Origin of the sequence: Kocuria marina, from assembly GCF_000786655.1 — a bacterium.
GTDB classification, from domain to species: domain Bacteria; phylum Actinomycetota; class Actinomycetes; order Actinomycetales; family Micrococcaceae; genus Kocuria; species Kocuria marina_A.
In genome coordinates this window covers 99,357-114,915 of the sequence record NZ_JROM01000021.1, presented here as the reverse complement: position 1 = coordinate 114,915, position 15,559 = coordinate 99,357, and the positions used below count along the sequence as shown (strand labels likewise).

Here is a 15,559-nt window from a genome sequence, read left to right as displayed (position 1 = left end):
ACCACCATTGGACTACCGAGCACCCGAGGGCCAGGATGACCACCACCATCACCTCCTCTCGTCCCCGTGCCACGTCAGAGCTCCCCGGAGTGGACCTGCTGAAGATCCAGCAGCTGCTCTGCGATGACGAACGCACCCGTTTGGCGGGGATCGAGAAGCACCTGCAAGACAACGTCCGCCGTCAGTCGATCGACCCATGGAACCGGGAGCACCTGCCCCTGGAGATGCTGCCCCCGCTCGCCGAGCTCGGCCTGGGAAACCTGTTCCGGGACGGCTCGTCCCGGTTGTTCCAGGGACTCGTGCACGCGCAGCTCGCCCGGGCGGACGTGTCCCTGTCCGCGCTGATCGGGATCCACAACGAGTTGATCGTGGGGACCCTAGTGGAGCTGGGCTCGCAGCAGCAACAGGACACGTGGCTCCCCGGACTCTCGGACCTCTCCACGATCGGGGCGTTCTGTCTCACCGAACCCGAGCACGGCTCGGACATCGCCGGCGGCCTGGCCACCACTGCTACCCGCGAGGGTGACGAGTGGGTCATCAACGGTCGCAAACGCTGGATCGGTGCTGGAACCGTGGCCCAACTGGCCCTCGTGTGGGCGCGGGACACGGCTGACGGTCAGGTCAAGTGCTTCGCCGTGCCCACCGACACACCCGGGTACGCCGCGACCAAGATCGGCAACAAGATGGGTCTGCGCATCATGCAGAACGCGGACGTGACGTTCACGGACCTGCGTGTCCCCGCGGACGCCCTGCTCCCCGGCGCCGTGAGTTTCGACGCCGCCAACATGCTGCTCAAGGACTCGCGCGCGTGGGTCGGGTGGCAAGCGGTGGGAGCCCAACAGGCCATCCTGGACGTCCTGCGCGAGTACACCCTGCGGCGGGAACAGTTCGGGAAACCTCTCGCGAGCTTCCAGATGGTCCAGCAGGCCATGGCAGAGATCGCGGGCAACCTCGCGGCGAGCTCCGCGCTCATGGTGCAGGTCACCCGCTTGCAGACGTGCGACGAGATGGACATGATGCACGCGGCCCTCGCCAAGTCCACCGCGACCAGGCTCGGCCGGCGCTCCGCTTCGCTCGCGCGTGACGCCCTGGGCGGCAACGGCCTGCTGAGCGACTACGAGATCGCCAAGGTCCTGGGGGACCTCGAGGCCATCTACACGTACGAGGGCAGCTACCACATCAACTCGCTCATCGTGGCCCGCGCGATCACGGGGGTCTCCGCGTTCGTCTGAGCTGCCGGGAGCTCACGACCAGGAGCGGGAAGCCGCGCCCGGGGTCGTGACCGACCGGGCGCGGTCCCTCACGCGCGAGCGCCCCGTGCGGTTAGGCGGGGATTCGGCATCCTCGTTACCCTGGTGGCAGCGCCTTCGCGCGCCGTCGGGCGTTCCCGTCCCCACCGTTCCAGCACCCTCCGGTGCCGGGCCCGCGTGGGCGGCCCCGCGGCGTCGTCGTCGGTGCCGTGAACGACCCACCCAGTACTCCACGCGCGGCCGCAGCCAGCGGTCGGGCGAGAAACGGACGTGAGACCGCATGGCTGCCAAATCCACCCTGGACAATGTCATCTCCCTGGCCAAGCGCCGGGGCTTCGTGTTCCAGGCGGGTGAGATCTACGGCGGTTCGCGTTCCGCGTGGGACTACGGGCCCCTGGGCGCGGAACTGAAGGAGAACATCAAGCGCGAGTGGTGGCAGACCTTCGTGCGCGGCCGCGCGGACATGGTGGGCCTGGACTCCTCGATCATCCTGCCCTCCGCGGTGTGGGAGGCCTCGGGCCACGTGGAGACCTTCACGGACCCACTCGTGGAGTCGCTGCACACCCACAAGCGCTACCGCGCGGACCACCTGCTCGAGGCGTACGAGGCCAAGCACGGCCACCCGCCGGTCAACGGGCTCGCGGACGTCAAGGACCCCGAGACGGGCCAGGACGGCAAGTGGACCGACCCCCAGCAGTTCTCCGGGCTCATGAAGACCTTCCTGGGTCCCGTGGACAACGAGGAGGGCAAGCACTACCTGCGCCCGGAGACCGCTCAGGGCATCTTCGTGAACTTCCTCAACGTGGTCACCGCGGCGCGCAAGAAGCCCCCGTTCGGGATCGGGCAGATCGGCAAGGCGTTCCGCAACGAGATCACCCCGGGCAACTTCATCTTCCGCACGCGGGAGTTCGAGCAGATGGAGATCGAGTATTTCATCCACCCGGACGAGGCGAAGCAGTACTTCGACGAGTGGGTCGAGGCGTGTTGGAACTGGTTCGTGGACCTGGGTGTGAACCCCGACAACATGCGCCGCTACGACGTCCCCGAGGACGACCGCGCGCACTACTCGGACGGCACGATCGACATCGAGTACCGTTTCGGTTTCCAGGGCTCCGAGTGGGGCGAGCTGATGGGCGTGGCCAACCGCACGGACTTCGACCTGAGCAACCACACCGAACACTCCGGCACCAAGATGCAGTACTTCGACCAGGCCTCGGGGGAGCGTTATACCCCGTACGTGATCGAGCCGTCCTTCGGACTGACCCGTTCCATGATGGCGTTCCTCGTGGACGCGTACGTGGAGGACGAGGCCCCCAACACCAAGGGCGGCGTGGACAAGCGCACCGTGCTGCGCCTGGACCCGCGCCTCGCTCCGGTCAAGGCCGCCGTGCTGCCGCTGTCCAAGAAGGAGGACCTGCGCCCCGCCGCGCAGAACCTGGACGCCGAGCTGCGCAAGCGCTGGAACATCGACTACGACGACGCCGGGGCCATCGGCCGCCGCTACCGCCGCCAGGACGAGATCGGCACGCCGTTCTGCATCACCGTGGACTTCGACACCCTCGAGGACCAGGCCGTGACCGTGCGCTCGCGCGACGAGATGACCCAGGAGCGCGTGGGTCTGGACCGCGTCCAGCAGTACCTCGCCGACCACCTCGAGAAGTAGGCACCGCATGAGCATCGAGTACCGTCCGTGGCGCGAGGACGACGACCTGCGTCTGCTCGAGGTCTGGCCGGACGCGCCGTCGGCCCCCGCGCAGGCCTTCCGTGCGCGACTGGGTGCCGACGACGACGCCGCGTTCTCCCGCACGCTCGTGGCCGTCGACGACGGCGTCCCCGTGGCGGCCGGGGTGGTCTACGAGTCCCCGTGGCACCCGCGCCGGTTGTGGGCATACGTGGAGGTGGCTCCGGACCGGCAGCGCGAAGGCATCGGCCGGGAGCTCCTGGCGCGCTTGCGGAAAGTGGCCGCGGACGCGCCGTCGAGCGTCACGGCGCTGCGCTCCCGCGTGACCCCCGGCTCCGCGGGGGAGAGCTTCGCGACGGCGGAGGGCCTGACCCCGACCATGCGCTCGCGCGTGGTGCGCGTGGCCGCGGGTGCCCTGCCCGAACCCGCGCTCGGACAGACCGCGGACGGCTCGTGGGTGCGCTCCGTGGAAGATCTCGCGACCGGTTCCGTGGAACTAACACGCGCCGTGTGGGAGTTCTACCGCTCGGTCCACGACTGGGACCCGGTTGCGGAGATCGGGATCGGTGCGGTGAACCGGCAGTTGCTCTCGGACACCGCCGGAGCGTTCGGAGCCCTGGTGCTGCGCGCGGGCGCTCCGGGGAGTGACGGTCCCGCACCGATCACCGCGTTCGCCGTCAGCTACCGCCCGTTCGATCCGCAGGATCCCGAGGACCGGGCCACCCGGTTCGAGGCCGCGGACGTGTTGCTGGGCTACGTGCCGGGCGCCTCTTCCGGTGACGGTTCCGCGCGTGAGGCAGGTGCGGCCGTGGAGACGCTGCTGGCCCTGCTGGTCCGGGACTACCCTGTGGAGCTCGAGGTGGACGACTCCATGACCCCGCTCGTGGCCGTGGTGGACAACCTGCTGGAGGCCGGGGTCGCGCACGTGGTCACGGAAACGGTCACGCTGGTGGACGACCGCGTGTAAGGCCGCCGGTCCAAGCCGGTGCGGGGGGAGGACGGGTGCGGTGAGGACACTGGTTCTCCACGCGGGTGACCACACGGCGTGCCCGTACGGCATCGACCTGTTTCCGGGTCCGGGTTTCCCGGTCACCGGTGTCCGACCCCTGCGGGGCAGGCTACGCCGGAAACTGCGGGACGTCGTGAAGCATCGGACCCACACTATGGTGGACGTGCCCCTCAGGGCCGTGCCCGGGGTGCGGAACGCCGAACTGGTCCTGGGGGTGCTCGAACCCGTCACGGCACTCGCCGCGCAGCTCAAGCGGCGGGACGTGCCGCCGTACGCAGGCACACTCCTGGTGATGATCTCGTGCTGGCTCGTGGAATGGATCCGACGAGCGGATCCCGATCGCAGACGCACGCTCGTCCGCCGGTTCTCGGCGGTGGATCTGATCCTCATGCTGAGCCGGAACCAGATCGACATCCTCGTGGATGCAGGGTTCCGGGCCGATCAGGTGGCCGCTATCCCGTTCGGCTGCGCACCGGAACTGTTGACCGACGACGGGACGCACCGGGCCGTCGACGTCCTCGCCGCCAGGTTCGATCACGGCCGTTCCCACGCGGGAGCTCGCGTACCTCACCGGGCAAACGGTGGCACTCGAGGCCGCGGCCGGCGGGGCAGCCGTGGCCTTCACCGCGACCGAAGCCCTGAGCGAATACCTCAACGCGGGGTTCGCGGCACCCGTGGCGGTCGGTGACCCCGAGGGTTGGCGACACACCGTGGACCGCTTGCTGCGCCACCCGGCCGAGCGGGAGGCGCTCGCGGAGGCGGGTAGGGCCGTGGTCACCGAGCGGTTCACGTACCACAGGATGTGGCGCGCGTTGCGGGACGAGCTCCACGATCACGGGATCCGTTCGGGCCGCGGTGCGAACTGACCGCCGCCGCCCGGTCTCGGCCTACGAGGCCTCCGCGTGCTGCTCGTCCCGGGACAGCACGGCCGTCACGAGCCACGCGGCCACGCTCGCGAGCGCCACGGCGGTGGAGCTCGCGGCCAGGATCGCGGGCACCGAGGACTGACCTGACGACAGGACGTCGAGCGGGTCGGCGCCGAGCAGCCTCGCGGGCCACGCAATGCGTCGTTCGTGGTAAGACGTTCACGGAGGAAAGGAGTCCCATGCCCGAGACCCAGGCGAGCCCGTCGCGCACGGAGCCACCGCGACGCCAGGAGATGAACGGCCGGTTGCGGCTGATCGCCACGGTGGCCACGTTCGGCGGATTGCTGTTCGGTTACGACACCGGGGTGATCAACGGTTCGCTGCCGTCCATCGTGGCGGATCTGCGGTTGACGCCGTTCCTGGAGGGCCTCGTGGCCTCGATCCTGCCGTTCGGCGGGGCGTGGGGCGCGGCGTTCGGCGGCAAGCTCGCCGACCGCTACGGCCGCCGCCGGGTGCTGATGATCTTGGCCGTGGTCTTCGTGGTCGCCACGATCGGGTGTTCGGTCGCACCCACCGTGGCGGTGCTCGTGACGTTCCGCTGCCTGCTGGGGCTGGCCGTGGGCGCGTGTTCCGTGATCGTGCCCGTGTTCCTCGCCGAACTCGCCCCCTCGCACCTGCGCGGTCGCGTGGTGGCTCAGAACGAGCTGATGATCGTGGGCGGGCAGGCGCTCGCCTTCGTGTTCAACGCGGGGTTGGCGACGGCGTTCGGGCACCTCCCGCACGTGTGGCGCTTCATGCTCGTGCTCGCGACCGTCCCCGCGCTCGTGCTGTGGATCGGGATGATCGTGGTCCCGGAGTCCCCGCGCTGGCTGGCCCGCCACGGAGCCGTGGAGAAGATGTTCCAGGTGTTGCACCGCATCCGCGAGGACTCCTACGACCGGCGCGAGGGTGAGACCGTCCTGGAACTCGCCCACGAGGACGAGCACCGGCCCGCGGCCCGGATCACGGACCTGGTCCGCGTCCCGTGGATCCGGCGGATCTTCGTGCTGGGCGCGTCCATGGCCGTGATCAACCAGATCTCGGGGATCAATGCGATCCAGTACTACGGCGTCACGGTGCTGCAGGACGTGGGCTTCGGGGGCAACGGGGCGTTCTACGCCAACATCATCCCTGGGATCATGGGGGTCGTGGCCGTGGCCCTGGCCATGTACCTGCTCAAGCACGTGGGCCGCCGGACACTGCTGCTGACCGGGTTGGTGGGGACGGCGGCGTCGTTGACGGGTTTCGCGGTGTCCTACCTGACGATCCCCGAGGGCAGTCCGACGCGCGCGTGGGTGATCCTCGCGTGCATCGTGGTGTTCGTGGGGTTCATGCAGTGCTGCATCGGCACCGTGACGTGGTTGTACATGTCCGAGATCTTCCCGCTCAACGTGCGCGGTGTGGGCATGGGCGTGTGCGCGTGGATCCTGTGGATGATGACGTTCCTGGTGGGCCTCACCTTCCCCGTGCTCACGGACGCGCTGGGAGTGGGGTACACGATCATGATCTTCGTGGTGCTCCAGCTCGTCGCGATCGTGTGGGTGTACCGCGTGGCCCCGGAGACCAAGGACAAGTCCCTCGAGGAGCTGGAGCGCTACTTCCGCGCCGGGTAGGGGACAATGGTTCGTCAGTCGTCCTGCGACGCCCCGTCCACGCCAAGTGAGGAACCGTCCGTGTCCTGTGAGCTCAGCGAAACCGCCACCCCGGAAGACTTCGCGCGCCCGCGCTGGGTCGCGCAACCGGACGTGCGTGAGCGGGCGCAGCGGTTGAGCACGAAGTTCGAGGAGGTCTACGGCCGCCCGCCCGCGGGGGTGTGGGCCGCGCCCGGCCGCGCCAATCTCATGGGCGAGTACATCGACTACTCGGGCGGGATGTGCCTGCCCTTCGCCCACCAGTACGTGACGCTGACCGCCGCCGCACCCCGCACGGACGGTGTGCTGCACGCGCAGTCCCTCCAGGACGCGGACGCCTCCGTCGCGGACCGTGAGCCGCGCGCGGCCCGGGTGAGTGACGTCGCCCCCGGGGCCATCCACGGCTGGTTCGGCTACGCCGCGGGCGTGGCGTGGGGGATGAACCGCGTGGCCGCGGGGCACTCCGCGCACGAGGCCGTGCCCGAACTCGCGCTCGGTGCGGACTTCGGCGCGGACCTGCTCGTGGACTCGACCGTGCCCATCGGCGCGGGGCTCGCGTCCTCCGCGGCGCTCGAGTGCTCGGTCGCGCTCGCCCTGTTCTCGCTGCGCACGGGGGACGACGACCCGGACGACACCCTGCGCCGTGCCCTGGCCCGAGCCTGCATGGACGCGGAGAACTACATCGTGGGCGCCAACACCGGCGGCCTGGACCAGACAGCGTCCCTGCGCTCGCACGCCGGACAGTTGCTCGCGCTGGACTGCCGCGACTTCGACGTCGCCCGCTTGCCCGCCGATCCCGCGCTCGCGGGTCTCACGTGGCTCGCCGTGGACACGTGCGCCCCGCACAAACTGGCCGACGGTCAGTACAGTTCCCGCCGCGCCGAGTGCGAGGCCGCGGCTGCGGTGATCGGGGTCTCCCGGTTGCGGGACGCGCTGCCCGAGGATCCGGGGTTCGACGACGCCGCCGCGGTCCTCGAGCGCTTCGATCACCTGCTCGCGGCGGGCGCTCCGTTGACCGAGGATCCGCACGGGACCCGGCTGCGCCTGCGTCATTCCGTGACCGAGATGGTGCGCTCGGAGAAGATCGCCCGACTCCTGCGTGAGGCGGACCCGGACTGGGCGGCCGTGGGGCGGCTGCTCGTGGCGGGCCACGAGTCCATGCGGGACGACTGCCAGGTCACGGTCCCGGAACTCGACGCGGCGGTCGAGGGCTGCCTGGCCGCCGGGGCCGTGGGTGCCAAGGTCGTGGGCGGCGGTTTCGGGGGCTCGGTGATCGCGCTGGTTCCCGAGACCCACGTGGAGCGTCTCGCGAGCGCGGTGCAGCACCGGTTCGCGGAGAACGGGTTCCCCGATCCGCTGTTCCTCACGCTCACCCCGTCCGACGCCGCCCGCAGGGTCCTCTGACCCCGCGCCCCTGCGGCATCGGTTGCACGGGGCAATGATCGGGGCTGGAAGAATCACGCGGTAGGAGCACAGGAGGAGGGCGCATGTTCGCACGGGCCAGGGTGGCGCGCAGGCTGCAACGGGGCCGGGCGGCGGCGTCGTCCGGGGACACCGCCACGGCACGCGACCACTTCGCGGCGGCCCTGCGCACCGCGCGACTCGGGGAGGCGTGGCTGGAAGCGGGCCAGGCGGCGTCGTCGTTGGCGGATCTCGCGCGGGACGCCGGCGACTGGGCGGACGCGGAACACCACTACCGACTGGCCGCGACGCAGTACAAGCGCGCGCCGCGGTCGGCGCGATCCGTAGGGGCGCGCGTGCAGTGCCTCGAGAACCTCGGGGACGTGTTGTTGCTGGCCGGGCGCCCGTGGGACGCGTACCGCGAGTTCCAGGAGGGGGCCGCGGCGGCGGGGGTGGATCCGGCGCGACCCGCCGGGGACGGTGCGGGCTTCGTCACGCGGGAGGACCTGCGCTGGACGTCCCACCTGGCCACCGCGGCGCAAGCGGCAGGGCGGCGCAAACGCGCGACCGAACACTACGAGACCGTGCTCGCGGGCTGCGAAGCGCGCGGGGACGTGGCCGGGCAGATCATGTGCTGGAAGGGGCTCGCGGCGCTCGCCGAAGGGATGATGGCGTGGAACGACGTCGCTCACGCCCTTTACACCGCGAGTAACCTTTACCCCGCACTGCCAGATCCGGAGGCCCACGCCCGCGAGTGGGTGCAGTGCCTGAGGGACTTGGGCGCGGTGTACAAGACCCTGGGGCGCAGGGACGAGCAGGTGCGCGCGTTCAAGCTCGCGCTGCGACTCGAACAGGTGGACGCGTCCGCGCGCACCGAGCACGACGCCGCGCGGCGCACAAGTGAGACAATGGCGCACGATGAGCACCGAGACGACTGAGACCGCGGACCGTGAACCGGCCGTGTTGAACCTGGAACCCCTGCAGCTGGGCCGGCTGACCGTGGACGTACCCGTGGTCCTGGCGCCGATGGCCGGGGTCACGAACAAGTCCTTCCGCACCCTGTGCCGGGAGTACGGCGGGGGACTGTACGTGACCGAGATGGTCACGGCCCGGGCACTCGTGGAACGCCGCCCGGAGTCCCTGCGGATCATCGACCACGACCCCCACGAGACCCCGCGCTCCATCCAGATCTACGGCGTGGACGCTGTGAACGTGGGCAAGGCCGTGCGGATGGTCGCGCAGGAGGACCGCGCGGATCACATCGACCTCAACTTCGGGTGCCCCGTGCCCAAGGTCACCAAGCGCGGTGGTGGTTCCGCCCTGCCGTGGAAGACCGACCTGTTCCGCGCGATCATCCGCACGGCGGTGCGCGAGGCCGGGGAGATCCCCGTGACCGTGAAGATGCGCATCGGCATCGACGGCGAACACCAGACCTATCTGGACGCCGGCCGGATGGCCCGGGACGCGGGCATCGCCGCGGTGGCCCTGCACGGGCGCACGCTCGAACAGCACTACTCGGGCACGGCGGACTGGGATGCGATCGCGCGGCTGCGCGAGGCGCTCCCGGACATCCCCGTGCTGGGCAACGGGGACATCTTCTCCGCGGAGGACGCGGTGCGCATGGTCGAGCACACGGGCGTGGACGGCGTCGTCGTGGGCCGTGGCTGTCAGGGCCGGCCGTGGCTGTTCGGGGACCTGCAGGCGGCCTTCGAGGGCAGCCCGCGCCGCTACCGGCCGGGCGTGCGCAAGGTCGCGGAGACGGTCTACCGTCACGCCGAGTTGCTCACGCAGGAGTTCGGGGACGAACTGAAGGGCTGCCGCGAGATCCGCAAGCACGTGTCCTGGTACTTCAAGGGGTATCCCGTGGGCGGGCAGTTGCGTGCGCGCATGGCGCAGGTGCCCACGCTGGCCGCGCTGCGCGAGCTGCTCGACGAGCTCGACCTGGACGCCCCCTACCCGGGCGCGGACGTCGAGGGGCCCCGCGGTCGGGCGGGCTCGCCCAAGAAACCCCACCTGCCGGACGGTTGGCTCGACTCCCGCATCCTGGGCGACGCCGAACGGCTGGGTCTCGCGGCCGCCGAGCTCGACGTCTCGGGGGGCTGATCCCCCTGCACACCCCCGATCGTCTGGCGATCCTGCCCCCGGGTTACGAGCCCACCGACACCGAACGGTTCGTGGCCGAGAACCACCACAACCGTCACCGCAGCCACTTCGAGCGGGACCGGGCGCGCGTGCTGCACAGTTCCGCGCTGCGAAGGCTCGCGGCCAAGACCCAGGTGGTCTCCCCGCAGTCGGACGACTTCGTGCGCAACCGGCTCACCCATTCGCTCGAGGTCGCCCAGATCGGACGCGAGCTGGGCAAGGCGCTCGGGTGCGATCCGGACGTCGTGGACGCCGCGTGCCTGTCCCACGACCTCGGTCACCCGCCGTTCGGGCACAACGGCGAGACGGCGCTCGCGCAGCTGACCCGGGGGATCGGGGGTTTCGAGGGCAATGCCCAGACCCTGCGTCTGCTCGTGCGGCTCGAGCCCAAGATCATCGCACCCTCGGGGGAGCCTGCGGGGTTGAACCTCACCCGCGCGACCCTCGACGCCACGTGCAAGTACCCGTGGAGCGCGGCGGACGCGCCACCCCGGCCGGACGGGCGCCCCAATCGCAAGTTCGGGGCCTACCAGGACGATCTCCCCGTGTTCGAGTGGTTCCGCGAGGGCGCGGTGCCGGGGCGCAAGTGCCTCGAGGCCCAGGTCATGGATCTCGCGGACGACATCTCCTACAGCGTCCACGACGTCGAGGACGCCGTGGCGGCCCATGCCCTGCAGCTCGAGAACCTCAAGAACCCCGCCCACCGCCACCGCGTAATCGAGTGCACCCGCGGCTGGTACCTGCCCACGGCCACGGAGGACGAGCTCGACGCCGCACTGTCCCGGCTCGAGTCCTCACCCGTGTGGATTCCCCGCCTGCACGGCACGCGCGCGGATCTCGCGCGACTGAAGAACATGACGAGCCAGCTGATCGGCCGGTTCGCGATGTCCGCGGTGGAGGCCACCCGGGACGTGGCCGGGGACGACCGGCTCACCCGGTACCGCGCGTCCCTCGTGGTCCCGCGTGAGACCGAGCTGGAGATCGGCGTGCTTAAAGGCATCGCGACCGCGTTCGTGATGACCGTGCGGGACGCCCTGCCGCTCTACGACAACCAGCACGAGATCCTCACGATCCTGGTGGACGCCCTCATGCAGACGGACGGGCGGTTCCTGGCCCCCGAGTTCGCCGCGGACTGGCGTGCCCTGGGCGACGGCCCGGGCAGCGAAGCGGCCCGGTTGCGGCTCGTGGTGGACCAGATCGCGTGCCTCACGGACCGTTCGGCGGTCGCGCTGCACGACCGGATCCGGGGCACCAACTGGCGCACGGGGGACAAGCCGCTCTGGTGAGGATCGGCGCCACCGGTCCCGTGCTTCACATCACGTCCCGTTGATCGGGAAAATCGGCTGCGTCACGTCCGGGTGAGACTAAGATCACCGTGTTCCATCCCCACGACCGGAAGTAATCCCGTGAGTTCCGAAACTGCTGCCCCCTCGCGTGGGCTCGTCCTGAAATCCGCCGCCTGGGTGGCGCCGCTGTGTTGGATCGCGGTGCTGCTGGACGGTTTCGACGCCGTCGTCCTCGGCGCCGTGATGCCCGCCCTGCTCGCGGACCAGGCGTGGGGGATGACCACCGGTGAGGCCACCGCGGTCGCGACCGCCGGTCTGTTCGGCATGATGGTTGGCGCCCTGGGCATGGGCTACCTCACGGACCGCTGGGGTCGGCGCAAGATGCTCATCGGCGCCGTGATCGTGTTCTCGGTGCTCACGTTCGCCGCCGCGTTCGCCCCGACCGTCCTGTGGTTCGGGATCCTGCGCTTCCTCGCGGGCCTGGGTCTGGGTGGTTGCCTGCCCACCGGCATCTCCATGGTCACGGAGTTCTCCCGCCCCGGCCGCGGCTCCAACGCCACCACGGTCATGATGACCGGCTATCACGTGGGCGCCGTGCTCACCGCCGCGCTCGCGATCTGGGTGCTGTCCCACTTCTCGTGGCACACCATGTTCATCGCCGGCGCGCTGCCCGCCCTGATCCTCGTGCCGCTCATGCTCGTGTTCCTGCCCGAGTCCCCCTCCTACCTCGCGTCCAAGGGTCGCATCGAGGACGCCCGCCGGGTGGCCGCGCACTATAACGTTCCCCTCGAGATCGGCGACGCCGCTCCCGCTGCCTCGGGCGCGCGCGGTGCCGCAGCGCCGTCGGCCCAGGCAGCGGCCGAGAAGAAGGGCGCGGCCCTGCTGCTGAGCGGCACGTACGCGCGCAACTCCGTGGTGATCTGGATCGCGTCCTTCATGGGCCTGCTGCTCGTGTACGGGCTCAACACGTGGCTGCCGCAGATCATGCGCGCCGCGGACTACGATCTCGGCAACGCGCTGGGCTTCCTGCTCATCCTCAACGTGGGCGCCGTGGTGGGGCTGTGGATCGGCGGCCGCGTGGCGGACCGGATCACCCCGCGCATCGCGAGCATCATGTGGTTCGCGGCGTCCGCCCTGCTGCTCGCGGCCCTCGCGATCCGGCTGCCCGTGGCCGGGATCTACGTCATGGTGTTCCTGACCGGGTGCTTCGTGTTCTCGTCCCAGGTGCTCGTGTACGCGTTCACCGCGACCAACCACCCGCCGCGCGTGCGCGCGACCGCCCTGGGCATGTCCGCCGGGGTGGGTCGCCTCGGCGCGATCAGCGGCCCGATCGTAGGCGGCACGCTACTGGGCGCCGGGCTCGCGTACCCGTGGGGCTTCTTCGCGTTCGCCGCGGTCGGTGCACTGGGTAGCGTGGCCATGGTCGGGTCCAAGACTGTGGGTGCCCCGGACCGGCGCGTGGTGGTCGGCGGGAACGACGACGCCCCGGCGGCTTCCTGACCCCACGCCCCGTTCGTCGAGGGACCGTTCGGTGACGCGGTTGGATGGGTCATCGTGTGTCTTCGCGGGCCCGTGAGCCATTCGTTCCGGTACGCTACATCGGCCCCCGCACGCTGCGCCACGAGCGCTCCGTGCGGGGGCCGCTGCACATCCGTGACGCGTGCGCGATCCGGTTTGACGCGGTGCCTAAACTGGCCGAGTGGCCGGACTGATCAAGCGTGAAGACATCGACGAGGTCCGTGCGCGCACGGACATCCGCGAGGTCGTGGAACAGTACGTGACCCTCAAGCCCGCGGGCATCGGTTCCTACAAGGGGTTGTGCCCCTTCCACGACGAACGCACGCCGTCCTTCCACGTGCGCCCCCAGCTGGGCACGTACCACTGCTTCGGCTGCGACGAGTCCGGGGACGTCATCTCGTTCCTCATGGAAATGGACCACACGCCGTTCTCGGAGACGGTGGAACGGCTGGCCGCACGCATCGGGTACGAGCTGCACTACGAGCAGGGTTCCGCGCCCAACCGGGAAGAAGTCGGGCGGCGCCAAAGGTTGCTCGACGCCCACAAGGTGGCCGCGGAGTTCTTCCAACGCAACCTCTACACGCGGCAGGCCGCCGCGGCCCAGCGGTTCCTGGGGGAGCGCGGTTTCGATCACGACGCCGCTCGCACCTACGGGATCGGGTACGCACCGCAGGGCTGGTCCCACCTGTTGCAGCACCTGCGCAACCACGGGTTCACGGACCAGGAACTCAAGCTCACCGGCATGGTCTCGGAGGGCAACCGCGGACTCTACGACCGGTTCCGGGGGAGGCTGATCTGGCCCATCCGCGCGGTCGCGGGGGAGGTCATCGGGTTCGGGGCACGCAAGCTCTACGACGACGACCCCGGCCCCAAGTACCTCAACACCCCCGAGACCCAGCTCTACAAGAAGTCCCAGGTGCTCTACGGCATCGACCTGGCCAAGCGGCCGATCGCCAAGACCAAACAGGTCGTGGTCGTGGAGGGGTACACGGACGTCATGGCGTGCCACCTGGCCGGGATCACCACGGCGGTGGCCACGTGCGGCACCGCGTTCGGCGCGGACCACATCAAAATCGTGCGCCGGTTCCTCTCGGACGACTCCGCCGGGGGAGAGGTCGTGTTCACGTTCGACGGCGACGCCGCCGGGCAGAAGGCCGCGCTGCGTGCCTTCCAGGAGGACCAGCGGTTCGTGGCCCAGACCTACGTGGCGGTCGAGCCCCACGGGATGGATCCGTGTGACCTGCGCCTGACCCGCGGGGACGTGGCCGTGCGTGATCTCGTGGAGTCCCGCACCCCGCTGTTCGAGTTCGCCTTGAAGGCCACGATCCGCGAGTACGACGTCAACAGCCTCGAAGGTCGGCTCCGCGCCATGCGGGCGTGCGCCCCGATCGTGGCCGGGATCCGTGACCCCGCCCTGCGCCCCGCGTACGCGCGGGAGCTGTCCGGGTGGCTGGGGATCGAAACGGACGAGGTGCTGCGCGCCGTCGCCGCCGCCTCCCACAGTGCCAACGGCCGGGGAGAACCGGGGCGGGGGCGCGGTCAGGGGTCGACCCCGGACCATCCGGATGCTCGTGGCCACCGCGGTGACTCGGCCGGATCGAGGCCTGGCTCGGGGCCTGGCTCAGCCCCCGGTGAGAACCACCGGCCCGAGGCGCCCGAACTGCCGGATCCGCGCGAACCCGTTTCCCGCATGGAACGGGAGGCGCTCGAAGTGGTGCTCCAGGTCCCGAACCTCGTGCCGGACGGCTACTGGGAGCACTTCGATTCCGCCGGCATGACGTACCGGGTGCACCAGGTCATGCACGATGCCGTGGTGGCCGCCCGCGCGGACGAGGACTATCACGGTGAGGGCGGTCGCGCGTGGCTCGAATACGTGCGCGCCCACCTGCCCGAACCGCTGCACGGCTACCTCGCACAACTGTCCGTCACGCCGCTGCCCGCGGCCACCGAGCAGCAGATGCGCAACTACGCGGTGGGCGTGCTCACCTCACTCGTGGAGATGCACATCAACCGCGCGAAGTCGGACAAGCTGGCCCACCTCAACCGGTTGAACGCCCAGCGGGAACCCGAGCTGTACCAGCAGCTCAACCGAGAGCTGCTGGACCTCGAACTGCAGCGGCGCAGCCTCATGGGGGTGTGACCGCCGCAGATGGTGGCGGGGATGCGATTTGAGGAACCCGCGACGGGGCGGTAAAGTATCGTCTCGTTGCGCAGCAGTGCGCATATTCCCCCGTAGCTCAATTGGCAGAGCATTCGACTGTTAATCGAAGGGTTACTGGTTCGAGTCCAGTCGGGGGAGCCACCACGGAGGCCCTCTTCCAGTACGGAAGGGGGCCTCCGTCGTATCCAGGGCGGCACCCGCCTCCGGGAATCGCCGGACCCTAGTAGACTCGGCGGCTGTTCCGTATGTACGGCCCACGACTCAGGCCGGTGACCCGGTTCCGTGACCCTGGCTTCTCGCCGATTGTGCGCCGCAGCGGCGCTGTTGTACTCGGTGTGGATCCTCTATCCGCTCGTGAACCGGGAACTGCACCCGTGGACGTCCTTCGTGTCCGAGTACTTCGTCGCGGACCTCCCCGGAGCCACCGTGCTGCGAACCGTGGACGGGGTGGCCGGGGTGGTGCTCGCCGGGGTGGCGGCGTTCTCCTCTGCGCGGCTGCGGACCCTGTGGCGCGCTCTCCCGAACGGTACGCGAGGGACGGACGGACCCGTGAAGTGATGTCCTCTCGCAATCGC

General features: G+C 70.0%; 12 protein-coding genes and 1 tRNA gene. All 13 read left to right on the top strand.

From position 1 onward, the window contains the following. The first annotated feature begins 35 nt into the window (after positions 1-35). Entirely contained in the window at positions 36-1,232 is a 1,197-nt protein-coding gene (locus tag AS25_RS06330) for an acyl-CoA dehydrogenase family protein (protein ID WP_052160765.1), read from the top strand. A gap of 298 nt (positions 1,233-1,530) precedes the next feature. Then, positions 1,531-2,913 (top strand): glycine--tRNA ligase, encoded by a 1,383-nt coding sequence (locus AS25_RS06325; RefSeq protein WP_035963567.1) that lies wholly within the window; start codon positions 1,531-1,533, stop codon positions 2,911-2,913. A 7-nt stretch (positions 2,914-2,920) separates the two neighbouring features. After that, a complete protein-coding gene (locus AS25_RS06320; protein WP_035963565.1) occupies positions 2,921-3,898 on the top strand; it encodes a GNAT family N-acetyltransferase in 978 nt (325 codons plus the stop codon). 623 nt (positions 3,899-4,521) lie between these two features. Then, positions 4,522-4,806 (top strand): glycosyltransferase, encoded by a 285-nt coding sequence (locus AS25_RS06310; protein ID WP_035963562.1) that lies wholly within the window; start codon positions 4,522-4,524, stop codon positions 4,804-4,806. 239 nt (positions 4,807-5,045) lie between these two features. Continuing rightward, positions 5,046-6,458 carry a sugar porter family MFS transporter gene (locus AS25_RS06305; RefSeq protein WP_084118049.1) on the top strand — a complete coding sequence of 471 codons (1,413 nt, stop codon included), beginning with the start codon at positions 5,046-5,048 and terminating at the stop codon, positions 6,456-6,458. Between the two features lie 60 nt (positions 6,459-6,518). Then, positions 6,519-7,880 carry a galactokinase gene (locus AS25_RS06300; protein ID WP_035963559.1) on the top strand — a complete coding sequence of 454 codons (1,362 nt, stop codon included), beginning with the start codon at positions 6,519-6,521 and terminating at the stop codon, positions 7,878-7,880. 83 nt (positions 7,881-7,963) lie between these two features. Then, complete coding sequence (locus AS25_RS06295; RefSeq protein WP_052160764.1) at positions 7,964-8,815, top strand: hypothetical protein; 852 nt, start codon at positions 7,964-7,966, stop codon at positions 8,813-8,815. Further along, on the top strand, positions 8,796-9,980 hold the full coding sequence (gene dusB / locus AS25_RS06290) for a tRNA dihydrouridine synthase DusB (protein ID WP_035963558.1): 1,185 nt from the start codon (positions 8,796-8,798) through the stop codon (positions 9,978-9,980). The genes AS25_RS06295 and dusB overlap by 20 nt, the downstream gene beginning before the upstream one ends. Positions 9,981-9,985: 5 nt before the next feature. Continuing rightward, positions 9,986-11,305 (top strand): deoxyguanosinetriphosphate triphosphohydrolase, encoded by a 1,320-nt coding sequence (locus tag AS25_RS06285; protein WP_035963895.1) that lies wholly within the window; start codon positions 9,986-9,988, stop codon positions 11,303-11,305. A gap of 120 nt (positions 11,306-11,425) precedes the next feature. Then, a complete protein-coding gene (locus AS25_RS06280) occupies positions 11,426-12,805 on the top strand; it encodes an MFS transporter (protein WP_052160763.1) in 1,380 nt (459 codons plus the stop codon). A 199-nt stretch (positions 12,806-13,004) separates the two neighbouring features. Continuing rightward, positions 13,005-14,963 carry a DNA primase gene (gene dnaG, locus AS25_RS06275; RefSeq protein WP_035963555.1) on the top strand — a complete coding sequence of 653 codons (1,959 nt, stop codon included), beginning with the start codon at positions 13,005-13,007 and terminating at the stop codon, positions 14,961-14,963. Positions 14,964-15,049: 86 nt separating this feature from the next. Then, positions 15,050-15,125: transfer RNA gene (locus AS25_RS06270), tRNA-Asn, on the top strand. Positions 15,126-15,266: 141 nt separating this feature from the next. Further along, positions 15,267-15,542 (top strand): hypothetical protein, encoded by a 276-nt coding sequence (locus tag AS25_RS06265; protein WP_156960918.1) that lies wholly within the window; start codon positions 15,267-15,269, stop codon positions 15,540-15,542. Positions 15,543-15,559: the final 17 nt, after the last annotated feature.